General features: G+C 42.9%; 17 protein-coding genes and 1 tRNA gene. 5 read left to right on the forward strand and 13 right to left on the reverse strand.

What is annotated here, in order from left to right; genetic code table 11:
* Positions 1–227: 227 nt before the first annotated feature.
* From AKJ31_RS14175 to AKJ31_RS14185, 3 genes are all read right to left on the reverse strand, one after another.
* On the reverse strand, positions 228–992 hold the full coding sequence (locus AKJ31_RS14175; RefSeq protein WP_053409764.1) for a hypothetical protein: 765 nt from the start codon (positions 990–992) through the stop codon (positions 228–230).
* A gap of 75 nt (positions 993–1067) precedes the next feature.
* Positions 1068–1616, reverse strand: coding sequence for a hypothetical protein (locus tag AKJ31_RS14180; protein WP_053409765.1), 549 nt, complete (start codon positions 1614–1616; stop codon positions 1068–1070).
* A gap of 180 nt (positions 1617–1796) precedes the next feature.
* Positions 1797–2234 carry a hypothetical protein gene (locus tag AKJ31_RS14185; protein ID WP_053409766.1) on the reverse strand — a complete coding sequence of 146 codons (438 nt, stop codon included), beginning with the start codon at positions 2232–2234 and terminating at the stop codon, positions 1797–1799.
* A gap of 174 nt (positions 2235–2408) precedes the next feature.
* Between AKJ31_RS14185 and AKJ31_RS14190 the strand changes: the two genes are divergently transcribed.
* The gene (locus AKJ31_RS14190; RefSeq protein ID WP_053409767.1) at positions 2409–3770 is read left to right on the forward strand and encodes a hypothetical protein; all 1362 of its coding nucleotides are present in this window, start codon (positions 2409–2411) and stop codon (positions 3768–3770) included.
* A gap of 113 nt (positions 3771–3883) precedes the next feature.
* Positions 3884–4747: a hypothetical protein gene (locus AKJ31_RS14195; RefSeq protein ID WP_053409768.1), complete on the forward strand. Its 864-nt coding sequence runs from the start codon at positions 3884–3886 to the stop codon at positions 4745–4747.
* A gap of 104 nt (positions 4748–4851) precedes the next feature.
* Here the strand turns inward: AKJ31_RS14195 and AKJ31_RS14200 are convergent, their stop codons facing one another.
* The 3 genes from AKJ31_RS14200 to AKJ31_RS14210 form a co-directional block, all read right to left on the reverse strand.
* The gene (locus AKJ31_RS14200) at positions 4852–5355 is read right to left on the reverse strand and encodes a helix-turn-helix domain-containing protein (RefSeq protein WP_053409769.1); all 504 of its coding nucleotides are present in this window, start codon (positions 5353–5355) and stop codon (positions 4852–4854) included.
* 156 nt (positions 5356–5511) lie between these two features.
* A complete protein-coding gene (locus tag AKJ31_RS14205; protein WP_053409770.1) occupies positions 5512–5850 on the reverse strand; it encodes a hypothetical protein in 339 nt (112 codons plus the stop codon).
* Positions 5851–6170: 320 nt separating this feature from the next.
* Positions 6171–6650: a hypothetical protein gene (locus AKJ31_RS14210; protein WP_139374586.1), complete on the reverse strand. Its 480-nt coding sequence runs from the start codon at positions 6648–6650 to the stop codon at positions 6171–6173.
* A gap of 274 nt (positions 6651–6924) precedes the next feature.
* Here AKJ31_RS14210 and AKJ31_RS14215 point away from each other — a divergent pair, with 274 nt between their 5' ends.
* A complete protein-coding gene (locus AKJ31_RS14215; RefSeq protein ID WP_139374585.1) occupies positions 6925–8187 on the forward strand; it encodes a type 1 periplasmic-binding domain-containing protein in 1263 nt (420 codons plus the stop codon).
* Between the two features lie 11 nt (positions 8188–8198).
* Positions 8199–9233: a hypothetical protein gene (locus AKJ31_RS14220; RefSeq protein WP_053409773.1), complete on the forward strand. Its 1035-nt coding sequence runs from the start codon at positions 8199–8201 to the stop codon at positions 9231–9233.
* Between the two features lie 29 nt (positions 9234–9262).
* Here AKJ31_RS14220 and AKJ31_RS14225 read toward each other — a convergent pair whose 3' ends face one another.
* Positions 9263–10402, reverse strand: coding sequence for an adenine nucleotide alpha hydrolase family protein (locus AKJ31_RS14225; RefSeq protein WP_053409774.1), 1140 nt, complete (start codon positions 10400–10402; stop codon positions 9263–9265).
* 143 nt (positions 10403–10545) lie between these two features.
* Here AKJ31_RS14225 and AKJ31_RS23015 point away from each other — a divergent pair.
* A tRNA-Ala gene (locus AKJ31_RS23015) sits at positions 10546–10667 on the forward strand.
* A gap of 38 nt (positions 10668–10705) precedes the next feature.
* Here the strand turns inward: AKJ31_RS23015 and AKJ31_RS14230 are convergent.
* The 6 genes from AKJ31_RS14230 to dinG form a co-directional block, all read right to left on the reverse strand.
* Positions 10706–11419, reverse strand: a complete 714-nt coding sequence (locus AKJ31_RS14230; protein ID WP_053409775.1) for a DNA/RNA non-specific endonuclease — start codon at positions 11417–11419, stop codon at positions 10706–10708.
* Positions 11420–11562: 143 nt separating this feature from the next.
* Positions 11563–12021, reverse strand: coding sequence for a hypothetical protein (locus AKJ31_RS14235; protein ID WP_139374584.1), 459 nt, complete (start codon positions 12019–12021; stop codon positions 11563–11565).
* Between the two features lie 86 nt (positions 12022–12107).
* Positions 12108–12539 (reverse strand): hypothetical protein, encoded by a 432-nt coding sequence (locus AKJ31_RS14240; protein WP_053409777.1) that lies wholly within the window; start codon positions 12537–12539, stop codon positions 12108–12110.
* A 140-nt stretch (positions 12540–12679) separates the two neighbouring features.
* Positions 12680–13174, reverse strand: a complete 495-nt coding sequence (locus tag AKJ31_RS14245) for a hypothetical protein (protein ID WP_139374583.1) — start codon at positions 13172–13174, stop codon at positions 12680–12682.
* Positions 13175–13245: 71 nt separating this feature from the next.
* Entirely contained in the window at positions 13246–13509 is a 264-nt protein-coding gene (locus AKJ31_RS14250) for a hypothetical protein (protein ID WP_053409779.1), read from the reverse strand.
* 63 nt (positions 13510–13572) lie between these two features.
* On the reverse strand, positions 13573–15735 hold the full coding sequence (gene dinG, locus AKJ31_RS14255; protein ID WP_053409780.1) for an ATP-dependent DNA helicase DinG: 2163 nt from the start codon (positions 15733–15735) through the stop codon (positions 13573–13575).
* Positions 15736–15738: the final 3 nt, after the last annotated feature.

A 15738-nucleotide genomic window follows, 5' to 3' on the forward strand; every position in this document is an offset into this window, starting at 1 on the left:
AGGTAGATAGTAAGAATTGTTGTTTAGGTGAAGTGTTCTCTATGACTTCCGGGAGGGTATGAACGGGAAAGGTGAGAAAAAGAGAGGGGTGAGAACCAGTTTAACGAGGGTTGTTTTTATTCTCAAAGTGGGTATTGTGTAGTTGAAGGTTAGTTTGTCTCCAGTTGAGCTGGCTTTTATGGGTGGAAAAGGGCGTTAGTTGGCTGAAACTAGCGCCCTTTTACTTTTTATGACTCACACACCTCAAGTTTTACCTGAACCTGCTGCAGCTTCTCATAGAGAGCCTGTGCATTCTCCGACTTCCCCTCTCCGCGTTCTGCCAATACATCGAGAACACGAACAAGTTGAGACTCAAATTCAATGAGGTATTCGTAGTCTTCGGATACAGGTGCCTTCAAGCACTCAACAATTGCATTGTTTAGCTGGTGGGTTGAGTTAGACAGAGTTGGGCGTAACATTGCTTGTGGGTTGTATAACTCCGACCGAACCACGAGCCATTTATCACTAGCTGAAACATTGATTCGAGCCTGTCGATTGCCTGCTACCTTAGTGACTACAAACTGAATTCCATTTGCTTTGAGGTCTTCTGCAGCTTCAATAGGGGATACGCCCGGAGCACGCACGATGAATAGCCCCTGACCTGCACCGCGTGAAAGCGCTAGTGTTTTACGGGTATTCTGTTCGTAGTTGTGTTTACGAGCTGTTCTGACATGCACATCTCTTTGGTTGTGGCGATAATGGACTACATCTGGTGCAATGCAATTTAGTCGAGCAGCCTGAGCAAGTACTTCTCCCGGATGCTTCTTCGATGCACCGCCGAGGAAAACTTCTGTCACCATGATCATAATCGGAGTTGCATCAAGTTGGAGAGCTACATCTTCAAGGTTCGCGCCTGTCTTGGTCAACAAACCGAAGGAATCGATGTCTTTAACTTTGTAGCCTGGGCGACGTAATTCACGGCCGACATACAGCTCTTTGTTTTTCTGGTTCATGTTCTGCCTATAGCATTAATACTTACGTTATTCCTGTATGCCACCAGCAGGGATAATTGCTGGTGGCAGTCACGATTACTTGCCGTTGAAATTCACACCGATGAATCCTTGGATGTTTAGTTGTGTGCTCTTGGCAAAAATCGATGCACCGGTTTCACAAGCATCCGTAATAGATAATTCGTCGAAGATTTCTAATACTGTTTTGAGTTCAGCTAAGAAAAGTTCTTCTTGCTCTCCAAAGAAAACGACACCCATTTCGCCGTCTTCTGCGCCTTCCTCCTTGATGTTCATCATTGCCTGTAGTGTTTTAGGCAAATAGAACTTCTCGCGTTGTTTAAGGCTAAGAGTCAGCTGCGCATCTCGGTTACCTTCTAGTGCTTCAATCATCTCTAAATCGATGTCATCGATGACCCACTCAAGCTCACTGCGATTAACTATGATGACGCTTTCATCAAAGATGCAGCATTCTTCAATTGGGAGCTGATAGGTTTGACCGCGTTGATTTGTGTTCTCTATGCAAACGACAGACACATAGCCTTCATCAGCGTCGTAGTTAGTCGTTAGGTATTCGACGCCATTACGCTTAATTACGATGCCCGGTTTAAGTTTGCTTGCGTGATCCATGCTTCTACCTTTGAATGTTGAACGTGTTTGATAGAAACAATTAAATGCGATTTTGCTAAACGCACAATAGTACTGGACAGGTATTTGTAAGGATAAACGTTAAATTTTAAATGTGAAGTATAAGATTTGAGTAAATGAGCGACACCTTAGTTGGTCACGCTCATTTATAAAGAGTGGGAGTTATGCTCGGTCAGAGAGATTTTCTAGTGCGATGGCGAATTGTTTTACGACACTCGATGTAAGCGGGGGATGGTCTTCCACAACGCTGGCAGGAATGAACATTTGAGGCCATATTGAGTCGTTATCGATAAGCCCAATGTTGATGTGGCGAGTGCCATTAAATTTAGAATAAACGGGCATTAACTCAGTTATAGCGTTATCTCTCAAGGACATGTCTGAAAATTCTTGTTCGGCCATAACGCCCAAAACTCCGTGTCTTAGTACTACCGCAAATTCAGCCCCAGCCCATTTGGATACGATACTGTTCAGGTCTTTTGCGCGTTCAGCATCATAGTAAACGGTCAAATCCTCTGCGACAAAATCCCCGGCACAGTTGTACAGGTAGGTCGTATCGTTGATGTTGAATTTTGGCATGATGTTTTTGAGGTTTGAGCTCATGTTCGGTTCCTTAATGAAAACTGGCAATAGAACGCATTAGTTGAAAACAAGGTGTTTAAAACGCAAAATATGCGCCATGTGAGTATTTATAAAAACACGGTTAATTAAATGTGCAATAGCATTTGATTTCCATACTGCGTTCACTCAGTTGGACCGATATGTGAGGGTGAAGATTTGAAGACAATTCTCAAGCTGAGATACAAAAGTCTCATAGCTACTGTAGAGAAAGATAGGGCGCTGGCAGCACATGAAAGGTATTTGACTGGTGAGTTACCGGATCCTGTGAGCTTTGGTTGGAAGGGGATGGATGATGTCATTAAGGTATCGAGGAATATGCCTGTCGAACCACAGCCATATAACTGGATGTTAGGCATTGTCTCAGGATTTATTTTTGCACTGCTATTGGTGTTTATCCAAGACAAACAATTGTTATCTCCTTTGGTAGAACTAATACATGCGAAGGGTGGAGAACTAAAGGTAGTTCCTGGAGTGCCAGCAACCATTTCATCGTATGTGACTGACTTTGGCGCGTTCTATTTACTGGGGCTAATCATCAGTGCTCTGTACATGACCTTGGTAAAGGGGATTAAGCGCGTATATATCTGGCTGCTCATTACGCCTTTCCCGGCATTATTCATCGCGTTAGGGCTAATGTTAGTATCTATCAACTTTGAGCCCATGAACCTTCCGTTACTGACATGCTTATCTCAGCTGTGTGCCAATTACCTCCATATCAATTGGGATGTCTATGACAATTACCATCTTGTGAACTTCACGGTTGCATTCATTTTGATGTTGCCCCTTGGGTTATTTCACGCCAAGGCAACTCAAGGTCAGAATGTGGATTACAAGCAGCAAGTCGAAAGGCAGTACGATGCTAACTCGTTCATGAAGCAATATACGACAGAGTTCTTGTTGTGGAATAGGAATACGTTTGAGGCAAACCAACTGTTTAAGGCGGCTGGTGAAGCCGAAGAGAAGCTGGCCAAAATCCTAAACCAAATCATGAAGAACCAAGATGTAGAAAAGCTGGGGCAACTGTACAAAGAGGAAAGCCCAAGGGAATTTTGGGTTTTAGCTTATGCACTTCTGCAGACGTTAAATGAGGCTACTGCAGTCATCAGAGAACACATGGATAGTATCCGAAGTTTTCATTCAATTGTGGAAGGTCAGGACACAGACTTTGAATACATTGAAAGTAAGTTTACCAAGCTATTTCATAAAGCTCTTGAGCCTCAGATCGGCACGTTGACTAAATTGGTAGATCAAGCACTAAGCCATAAGGAATTTAGCGCGGAACTGGAGCATTCAAATCGAATCAATGAGATGAATTGTACTGGCCCAGAATTTTGGCAACAGGTGACTACGATTAGTAACGACGTGAAGATGCTAAACGAAGAGATTTTAGAAATTGAGCGAAAAGAGCAGGGTAGAGAGATGCGTATTCTTACCGGGTTAAGTCAGACTCTCGCAGAAGAAATGCGAAAATCATTCAATGTAGTGACCACACAAATAGATTGGGTCAAAGGGCTGTAATTTATTTTGTTCGACATTGGCGCCTTGGTTTTCCGGGCGCCTTTTTTGTGTCTTGCGCGTTTAGTGAGTGGCCGTAGATTAGGAGAAAACCAAAAACAACCAAAGGCAAAACTATGAATCCACTAGTAATTAACCCTCTACAGATAAAGTACCTAACAAACGGGTGCGGTGAAGCGGTAGATGAATCATTCAAGTACCTGGACAAGCATCAGCTGGACTATGACAAAGAAGCAGGGCATACACTCACTGCTACAGAGTCGGAGTTTGTAAAAGAAGATGTTATCGGGCTTGCTGGTGGGTTGCTTCACTGTAATGTCGCGTATTCGGTCCTCTATAGTGGTACTAAGTTCCTCTGTTTAGTGCACAGTGAATCATTTGGGGAGGATTCGAACGAACAGTCGAGAGAAGAGGCTTACGACAATCACAAGCAAGCTCTAGAAGCGGCTAAAATGATGGCTGAAACATGCGGTGGTCATGTTGCGTGGCTATCAGAGCCAGATGATCTTTTCGCTGTAAGCAATGGCTTTGGCGGTGAATACGTAACGCGCATTCTGATTCCGTTCAGTCATGCCGAGCAATTTGGTTGCTACTCGATTTGGGCTAGTCACCTGAAAGGTATCGATTACTCGGTGCTCTATAAATTTACTAAGTTGAAAGCAATACTTCCTATGCTGGTACCCAACGCTAAGTTTACAGATCAGGAACTCAACGATTTGTGCAGCAGTGAGGACAGTTTGAAGGATGCGATTAATCGCTGGCTGAACAAGCAGCACGTAACCATAAAACCTCTTGTATCTCAAGTGCATCAAGAATATATCGACTTTGATATTGACGGTGCAACTAGAATCCGACGCGCTAAGATGCGATTAGACCTGAAAGATGGCGATGTTTTTAATGTTTACTATGACGTTAGCTCAAAATCTGGGGCCGAGTGGAAAGGTAACTTGGTTAACTCTATCACTCTCGCCAAGCTGTGATGAAATAGCAGACTAAATTTAGGTGTAGGTAGAAACCAGACACAATTAAGGCTCCAGAGGGAGCCTTTTTAATGCAACCGGTAAAAGTAATTTCTACGGATGCGTTACGATAACTTAACCTTCTCACTGTGGGTGCTTGGGTCAAACAAAAATAGTTTGGCTTTACCATCGTCAGGAAGCATTTTATTGATTGCTTCTAGTAGCTCCTGAGAGGAATGCCCGGGATCCAGAACAATGATTGGGGAGCCAGATGCAACCCGTTCATCAAGTAAGGCTTTCATGTCCACCAGCGGCCTTTCTTCATCTTTCTCTGACTCTGAATTTAACTTGTGGCCTTCGACCAACCTAACCAGTTCGTCGCCATCTGTAATGGAATAAGCGCGATTTATTAAAGCAAGAAAACGGACCTTTTCGGGTATCGATTTAGTACCAAGTTCAATACCGGAGAGTAGGGAAGAAGAGTAGCCAAGTGACTTGGCCATGTCTCTTAGAATGACATCGTGCTCAATTCGTAAAGCTCTTAGAAACTTTCCAAGTGGCGTTACTTTAACTGAGTTTTTACTAGAGTTGAGTGCAGGCAAAATCGTTCTTTCTGATGGATCAGACATGTCTAAAATCCCATATGTTTAATTTACAAGATTATTAAAAAGCAGTGGCAACAACCACTGCTTTAATATCAACATGACCATCATAAACATAATCTGGTAGATGGTCACAAAACAAAATTAAAAAGCTAATCCTGACATTTTAAAAACATTCCAGTACTAAGCTTGATATGAATGCGAAAGAAACTTTATTTGACTATCGACTGTGAATGCTCTCGGCTCAAGTTTAAATCGTTTGTTTTTAGATAACTCGTCGAGATAGTGGATAGTAAAATTCATAGCATCAAGTCCGTGCTTACAGATAGCTTGTTCAACTGTGGATAATGATTTAAACGCTTTGCACAAAACATCTGACGACAAAGCCTCTTTATGAATAAATATGTCCTTGTAGTTCAGGATGCGTTGCAGGGAATAGTTGATATACGTTTTTCGTTCAGCTGTCGCTAGGGCGCTGATTTCGCTGCTTAGCAGCTCTACTTGATCTAGGTATTCCGACATGGTTAAGCCCTTTTGTATTGGTCGAAATGTAAAATGGGTTGCATAAGACATGCTAGCCTACATACGAACCAGATAGATGAAGACGATTCTGGAATAAAAGATTGCCATAAGGCATAAGACGCGCAAGCGACAGGAAAGTAGAGTTTATATACTATTGCAACTATCTGACATTGCTAATGTAATTTGAAAAACAAACAGATATGGTACAAATGAAAAGAGACGGGTTACATATTCATGCACGTAATTGTTCTTTTTAACAATTATAAAGTATGTATAATCCCGTCTTTCTTGAAGTTGCCGTATGTTGTTTAAAACCGATTTTAAAACGTAGCGTTTACGGTTTTTACAAAGGCAGAGAAGCGGTCTAAGACGTTTAAATTAGTTACACCATACGTTAGATAGAACGCTTCCTCAGCCAAAATGTCATTGCCATCAAGATAGAACTTGGTGTTTGGGTGAGTGCGATTTAGCTCGTTCAGGTGTTTAGGATCTACAGACAGAATAGCTCTAAGAGCGAAGAAGTCAGTAGTCGAGTTAGCGTCCCATGTTTGATATGGGTCCAAGTCACCTACAGCGATCGAGCCATTGACTCCGTTAATATCTATTAACAGTGTCATGGTTTCCCCGTCGAACGAATAGGTTAGATCACCGTTACCAAACTCCGCTGCAATGTCAGTGAAAAGGTTGATGACGTTTGAAGGTGTTACCTCTACAACAAGGTCGTCAGACTCAATGTTGTTAGGTTGGTGATCTATACAATTTTGAGTTGTTTTAGCGTTAAACATAATTTTTTGGCTCATGTTTATTTTTGTTATATGTCACAAGTAAGCGATGGTCAGTTATCAACTTATGTTGATCATTTATAGTTATTTGACCTAGTAAGCTCCCTAAAATTGAAACATTCATTTTTTGGGAGAAAGTCACAATAATTGAAAATGAGATGTTTTCAAAATTTGTACGATTGGTAAGTTAATTAATGTGCTTAAAATTCCAATGCTGTTAACTAACAGTTCAATTATAACAAGCACTTAGATTTTTTTTGTTCATCGAAAAATATTAGGGAAATTGTCATTTGTGAATCGAAATTTCGTTAACTATTTGCTTCAAAAGCCATCAAATCGGCACAACTGGTTTAATAGAGCCTGGTTGATGTGCCGTGCCTTGGTGCTATATGGCTGTTTGTCGTTTGTTAGCGCACAAGCTTTACCATATGAAGAAGTTTCGAGGGCTGTTCACCCGTTAAAGGTGGGTGTCATTATTAGCAGCAGTGCTAACAAATCCAATTTCATAAACTATGAACGCTCATGCATTGTTAGAGGTATGGCGCGTTCATACTTCTTGAACAACAGTGACGCTCAGATCCGTTTTATTTTCGAAGAAGTAAGCGACATTTACGCGATGGCAAGTGCCAAAGCCGCTCAAGATCTAGTTAAACAGAGTGTTCAGCTTGCGGTGCTCCATTTAACGTCAACTCAAGCTGAGGCTGCAGCTGATGTATTTTCTAATGCTGGCATACCCTATATCACAAGTGCTACCTCACTGAATACCATCAAGCCTGGTTATAAAGGCGTTAGCATTTCATCTTCAAACAAAACGATGTCTAAGATTATTGCTCGTTACTTTATGGCTAACTTTCAATATCGCTCAATCGTCGTGGTACCGAATCTCTTAAATAACTACTCAGATGAATTTAGTGAGTTGTTTAAAAGGGAAATCTACAGCCTTGACCATCGTAAACACATCAATACCTATCCGTTTGGCCTTGAAAACGAACGACTTGATGATCTGGTGGCTCGTATCCCCGATGGAGCCTTTGTGTTCGCACCGTTATACAACCCCAAGATAGGTGTGCTTTACAACCGTTTAGTAAGGGCCGGGAAAAAGGACATTATTTTCTTTGGTGGAAACGTGCCAATGAATAGAACTGAATTTTTAAAAGTGTCTGGTGGTATCTCCGAGGATGTACGAGCGCTGTTTATATCTGATTGGGACATAGACCATCCAGCTACTAGCAAAAGTACTCTTGAACAACGAAGAGCACAAAGTTCTATCCAACGCATTGTGGATGCCTATTGTGATGTCGACGGCGTAACAACACATGTAACGGTTGCATACGACCTAATGAAAATGCTGATGGCAATAAGTGATGATTTCAAGGAAGGAACAACACCAAAAGAACTTATGCGGATGATTAAACAGTCACCCTATAGCACTGTTACTACGGGTAACCACTTTTCATTTGATGATGATGGATTTGCTTATAAGCCTATGTACCTGTTCGAAATGACAGGTGAGAAGCTTATTCACCTTGAAACATTTGAACCGCTTAAACCTTAAGTGAAGGCATAATGAATTATCTTAAACATAATGCGATGATTATATTCACTGCGAGCTTTATAATTTTCGCAAACTATGGGCTTTTCTTCCTTTCAGGTGTTGATTCTACGAACCGCCTGAGAAATGAGAAGGGTGTGTTTGTTGAAGCCGCTCATTACAGGTCCACTTCTGACTTAGTGTATGAAAATGCATACTACTTCAATGTGGACGGGCTTGAACGTCATATGAAGGCGTTCATTGAGCGATTTGAAAAGCAGGCACCGTTTATTAGTGCGTGTATTAGCTTGAAGTTGAGTTCCGTTGATGGCCACCAGCAAGCAGAAAGGGTGGCTTGTACGCGTGAAGATACGTTGGCCATGATCAGTTCTATGCCAACGCGAGAAACATCACGTGGACAATCTCTATTAAAAATTGGTGATTTGGACTTAGGTAAAGTCCAATGGATTGTTTCGAACCGGGTAGGAATGCCTTGGTATGAACACATGTCCTTAAACCCTTATTTATTCTTTCTCTTTGCGCTGTGCCAGCTTGGGGTGTTTTGGTATGTTCATCGATACTACGAAATGCGCCGTGACCGTCAGATTGCTGCGTTAAGAGAAATACCAGCGTCACCTGGTGAGACGATTTCCGATGTCCGTTTGAGGAACATTCAAAAAATCATATCCAAAAACAAGCGTGGCTTTGTCCTGAACAAAGATTTTCTATACGCCACGTACAAGCATCCATACGCTACATTGCACTTTACGAATGGCACGAAACAGAATATCCGCTGCTCAATGGCCGAACTGGAAAACTCATTTAGTGACCAGTATTTGAAAATTAGCCGAGCGTGCGTGATCAACACGGAGATTATTGGTGAGTACAGCCAAATTAAACTCGGTCGAAGCGATAAGGATCACGTGTTGATGATTGACGTAAAAGGGGAAACCACAAGGCAGGAAATTGGCGCGGTTTACTTTGCCTCACTAAAAGATAAGTTGATGAAAGTTAGTTCCAACAAAGCCAAGATAGAACCAGATAACAACAGCGAACAAGTTGACGAATAAAGAAGGGAGCATGACGCTCCCTTTTTCCATTATATGGCGCCAGAAGATTCAGTACTGAACGCGCCTTTAGGTAGTGTCCAAATCTTATCATCCGGGACAAAGATAGGCAGAGTGTATTCCTTTCGGAATGATTGCTGTAACGCTTCCTCGTCATCGATAATAAACGGGGTAGTGCTGGTGGCCCTCTCAAACACGTTCTTGCCGCTACGGGCGATTGTGACCCCAAATTGGTCTTCGTAATCAGCAACCTCTAAGATTTTTTCTGGCCAATACTCATTAATCGTTGCAAGTACCCGGTCAGAGGAAAAGATACAGAGCTTACAGCTCGAGCGACCCCAACCTAAGCGATATGGTACAGGTGGTGTAATTCTCCAGTCAGAAAGTATTTGCCATACATCTTCTTCGGTTAGATGAAGCACATTTCTCCAAGAGTCGATATAACGCGGCTTTTTCGGGTTTTTACTCTTCCTCTCAGTATCTACGGCATGCGGGGCAAGTTGTGACATTTTCGCTCTAGGGGATGATTCAGCTCTCCTTTCACCAGTTATGAACAGGATACGTTGGCCAAGGAATCTGTCTTGATTGGTCAAGGCTCTTTTAGCTGGATCAACTTTGAGTGAAGATGAGCACCATCTCGTGCTTAATGACCCGCTTTGTTGAGGAAACTTTCTACGGGTGCCTGGTTTGCATGTTTCGCGGCCAAGCTCAATGATGCCGGCAGGCGTTTCAAATGAGTGAGGGTGGGGAATAGAATTATGTTTTAGCATCTCCCCTCGAAGCCCTTTATTTAGCCAGCTGCAGTACAAAGGGATTCCGAACGCTTCTGCAAGCTTCTTGTTGTAGGAGTACATGAAGTTCCAATCAAAGAAGATGTCATCATTTAGAGGGTCGCCGTCGACATGGTTGTGCCAAAGTTCAATTTTCTCTTTGGGGTACCCCATTTCCAATAAGCGGCATAATCCCGCGATACTATCTTTACCTCCACTCATGCTCACGATGGCAAGGTCATAATCACTCAGATCTAAATCGGGACAGTCAAATCTTACGTGAGGGTCGGCAGGTTCAAGAGCTATAAGACTGTCACTTCCGAAAATATCTAATTGAACATTGCGACGAATTGAAGGGATAACGACGCTATCATCATAGTGGTCAGTATTGGTCATTTTCATATGATTTTTACCAGAGTGATAATGAATTGAATTTAAAAAAACAATATGTCAAAGTTCATTACCTGCAATGGTAATAATTATTTAAAACGCTGTATTTTGAATGTGATTGTTTATCAGGTATAATTGATGGGTTCTTATGAAGGCGGTCTGTAGTTCACTGGGAGAACGCTCATAGCGTGAGTGGTTGGCAAGGTGAGGGATAGCAACCCGAAACCATCTCCAACCGGTTTGCAAGCCGATGCGGGTTCAAATCCCGTCAGACTGTCCCCATAAGAATAATGGCCAGCTTATGCTGGCCACTGTTCAACTCCAACCACAACCCCTTGGGATCATCCAAGAGTGTTCCGGTTTACCTGTCTTCATGTCAGGTGTCATTGGGAACGTTTTACCCGTTATTTTTTCCAAGTCAGCCACCGACACCAAGTATTTATCAAGTACTGCTTTTTTCATGCCTGCTTTGTTTGGCAATATCCAAGCAAGCGCCCGGTCTTTACGTACAATGAGTTTGTAGAAGTAACCTGGTGTGACTATGCCATGAGATTTGAGATAGTCAGAATTGGCTGGTGTCGCACCTGCTATGATGCCGCCGTAAATCTCAAGAGGTTCTATATCACGGTAGCATTCAGCTATTAACTCAGTCTGCTTCATCGCGCCCCGGTTTAAATCTCGATGTTGTGGCCAGATGTTTACCATGAAGTTTGTCTGTTTAATGCCTAGTTCTGAATTATCAATATGATTCGCTGGTACGCCGTGGCCGCGGTCAAACGTACTCTTGCCGTTTACCTTGTAAGTCGATGTGCTTGTTTGCTGGCAACGGGCAGGTACCTCCGGGTCAAACTCAAAATCTTGTTTGCGGTCTATGTCGCCTTTGTCTCTCCCAAGGGTGTAATGATATTGGACTGCCCCGCGTAGATCACAGTCGATGTCCAAATCAAAACCTTCATATTGTCGGTGGATAATCTCAGCATTTGCTATGCCGGCAAAACTTAACAGCATAGTAAACAGAACGGTTCTCATGTTTTAGTTCTCTCCGTAGATGGTATGCATGGATGATTGATTTCAATGAGTCACAAATGGCGCCAACTCAACTGATGGCTAAAGGTTTTGCGAGATAACGGAAAAAGCGGCCATAAAGCCGCTCTTACCGGATGCAACCGTAGTTAGGCGCATTTGATTGGTGATGTTTCAAGACTCTCTTTCACTGAGATCACGTTTGTGATTTCGAAGGTTGAACCTTCGTGATAATGAGCCCGAATGCGATTACTCACATCGACTTCAATGTCGCTATGCGCTGGTGGTTCACCGTCGAGAGTTTGTACATGGTACGTTTCTTCGTGCTCGTCATCGATCAGGATGTCTACTGCAAATATGTTCTTCAAATTGTCGTTGAATAGGTCACGGAGCAACGTTGCGCGTGTTTCTTCCACTGGTAGTTCATCTACTGGCAGTTCTTTGTTTTGGTTGCCAAGTTCAAAGCGATAGGCCATCAGTAAGGTAGATAGGTCGTTCTTGCTTATCTCGCAGGTACTCAAATCAGATTCGTTACCAAGTGCTGCGCGGGCTAGGCGAGTGAACACACTTGAAATATTTGTCGTATTAGTTGTTACCATCTTCTTCATACTCTTCTGGTAATTGGTTAACGAGCTGGGCCAGTTCGTTAAATTCGTTAAAGCCCAGCGGTTTTGTGCTTAATCGCGGTGGGCGCTTATTTGCTAATAGCAAGGGAACGCTTTGGTGCTTCGGGCATATACTGCCAGCCTGTGATTTTGTGATATGTCTGGTCAATAATTTCACCATTACGTAAGTAATTAACGCCATCCCAAAGTGCTTCAAGTACTGAATTAGGAACGTCCTCGTGGTCATACTCGATCAACACTAACAGGTTCAAAATGCGCTCACGGCCATTTAGTTGTGGTTTTAAGTCCATCAAATTGAAATGGTGCTCAACGTTTACATCTTCGACTAGAGATTCAATTTGCTCTGCCGTCGGGCATTTCCAACCATCTTCTATGAAGTCTGAAAAGTGGTTAACGATGTTCTCTGAGCCACCTTGTTTCTGTATAAGGGATTGCATTAGACGCAAAGCGACAACAACAGTGGTTTGGTTTTGAGGGTTAAGAAGCTGCGTGTCTTTCATGTTGATTACCTTGAATTGAATTAGTCATTCAACGGTAATCGAGTTCGACCAACGCGCAATAGAGATAAAAAGGGATTTAGGTAAACGGTGTACCAGGGGGAATAGGTAATTGGTACACCGGGAGAATGGATAAGATGAAGCTAAGCTACGGTTGCTTTCATTACTACAACATGACGCGGAGAATCATTTAGTGATGTTTTTGGCTTGAATTGAGCCAGTTCGTCCCATTCTTCGCCAGCGCAAATGCTACCAAACGAGTGGGCAGCAAATGGCAACTGATCAAGTGACTCGAAAGTCGTATACGCAGTGCTGTCATTTTCGTAGTCAGTCAAAACCCATTGGTCGCCGTTGTGTGAAACACTTAAGGCTATGACGTTGGAATAATCTATTGTTGGGATAGCCAGTATAAGTGGACTGTCAGTTACTTGATCCACAAAGGCAAGAGCACGCTCTTTCGTATCAAAGCATCCACAGAAAAGAGGGGATATACACCAATTCGAATCAATGACTTTTTCGATAAATTGTTTAGCAAACATTGTAGGCAAACTACCGTGTATGGAAGTGATATACCGTGGATTGTGGCTGTCAGTGATGTACTGAGTAAAGTCGTAAAGGGGAGTTGTCGCAGATGTCATTTGAAGTAGTCCTATTTTGTTTAGATAGCACCAGTTTACGGGTTCGGTAGAACCCGCAACTATCAACTCATTCACTTATCGTCTTCTTCCTTCTCATTCGTTACTGTGTGCTTCTGTGGAGCACCCAATGTAATTAAATATAAGCAAATAATAATTGGTAGAATGACGGTAACAACTGGGCGTACTTGGTCAGGAGTGATAACCCCTTTAGTGAACCAGACATAGAGCAGGGATCCAGACATTAATAGACTTAGGATGATATAAAACCCAGCTATGAATTTTCCTGTTTTTGTCCCGAAAAAATTCAATAGCCAGTTACTTATTTGAGGTGTCATTAATCTCTCCTGTGGGTGAATGACAATGGTGCCGGGCACAACTACCCGACACTGATAAAAAGGTCATGCAAATAGTTTTAATGGAGGCAAAGAATCAATCAATTGCGCCCCGTATTTTTTGCTACTCAGACGGCGATCGAAGATCAGCACTTCGCCGCTGCAATCAGCTGATCGAATAAGACGACCCACTTGTTGAATGAGTTTTGCGCTCGCTTCTGGCAGGCTCAACTCAAAGAAAGGGTTACCACCGTTTTTACTGATGAATTCGCTCTCAGCTTCATCTACAGGCTCTTTAAAGTTAGCGAAAGGTATCTTGGCAATTCCAACACAGGTCAAATATTCACGTGGTAAATCAAGCCCTTCTCCTAGTGATGCGACCCCGACTAAAATCGATTTGAGGTCATTATCGATACGCTCTTTGTGTCTACGAATCAAATTAGGTCGGGTATCTTGCCCTTGAATAAGCATGTAAGCTTTAAGTTCCGGTGATACCAACTCAATGTAGCGATTCAACTGACGGTAGGAGGTAAACAACATAAGCATCGCTTTGTGTTTTTGTGCCATTTGTCCTGTGTAGTGAACAATTTCAAGTGTGTGCTGTTCTTCGTTTTTAGCTGTAGGTTCTACCTTCATTGGTGGAATGATTAGCTTAGCTTGGTTCTGATAATCGAACGGGCTATTCACGCGGCAATACTGGGTACCATCATTCGCGCTTAGGCCAGCTTCAAGCATAAAGCGGTCAAAGTTACCAAGGCTTGTCACGGTTGCGGATGTTAGTACCGCGCCAGCTGCTTTCGACCATAGCGTGTCTTCAAGTTCTTTACCTACGCTGATTGGCACTGCGTTAAATGAGAGGTCAGGTCGACCATTACCGCCGCACGATACCCATTTAGCGATAGCTGACCCTTTCTGCTCAATCTTGGTGAACATCTGCCACATATCTGCAAAACTCTCTGTATGTGCCTGTAGGCGATTTGATTCAGACAGAATTTTTTCAATAGCAGGTGTGGAAGGGATTTTGCGTTTTTCCAAAGCTTCTTGAAGCTTACTTGTGTGAGCTGACACGCAACGGTTAATCTTGCCCGACAGCGTTGATAAATTGCTAAGCGATGTATCTAACACTGATGGTAATAGACCGTCTTTAAAACGGTAAATTTGCTCTTGAGAGTAGTCACTAGAGAAATTGCAGTTTGCCAAAAGCATGTCAGTAACTGAGCGTAGTTCCTCTACACAGCCTTTCACAACTTCATCAAGCTCTCTGCCATCTTTAACGATAGATTGGCTGATCTCTTGACCATGTACCATCGAAAGCTTGGACACCGCTTGTGATACCTTTTTAAGCCAAGAAAGGCTACCTTCAATAGTTACTTTTTGCTCAAAGGAAGAACGGAATTGCTTTGGGATATGATGTGCCTCGTCGATAACCCAAATGGCGTCTTCCGCTGGCGGTAGGACATTGCCACCATTCGCTAAGCTGGTCATGGTTAACGCATGGTTTGCAATAATCACATCAGTTGTATCCAGAGTCTTACGAGCGTTATGGAAAGCGCATTCTTCGAAGTAGGGGCAAATACGCTTAGTGCATGTGCCTGACTTACAGTTCACTTTGTTCCAAAGCGTAGAGGCGATAACTTCACCTGTCACTGGCCAGTTATCCATAACCCCGTCCCAACTTTTGTTGTCGTAGTTTTCGATCATGCGCTCAAGTAGTTCAGCGTCTGCACCAGAAACTTTCTCTACAGGTTCTTGAGAGTCGAATAGGGTATCTTCGCTACGGGCTGGTGGCGCGCCCACAGCAACGGTTTCAACATCACGGCGGCACAGGTATCGGTTACGGCCTAAAGCCACCTTAAACGTCATGTCAGGTCGTATAGATTGAAGTAACGGTAGGTCTTTGAGTTCTAGCTGACTCTGCAAACTTACGTTGGCAGTTGAAACGATCAGTTTCTTGTTTAGCGCCTTGGCTAAGACGATCGATGGTATAAGGTAAGCAAAAGTTTTACCTGTACCAGTGCCAGCTTCCGCAGCGATGATACGGCGCTTCGCACCTTCATTTTGCGCGTAGACACCACCAAGCGTTTTAGCAATTTCTGCTATAAGAAAGCTTTGCTCTTTTCTCGGCTTAAAACCAGAGAGAGCATCCTGAACACTTTTATATAATGTTCTGATTTCTTCTTTGGTTTTGTCATTCAAATCCAGTTGCTTGGCTGGTGCTTTCTCAATCATGTG

It is taken from the genome of Vibrio hepatarius (genome assembly GCF_001274785.1).
GTDB classification, from domain to species: Bacteria; Pseudomonadota; Gammaproteobacteria; order Enterobacterales; family Vibrionaceae; genus Vibrio; species Vibrio hepatarius.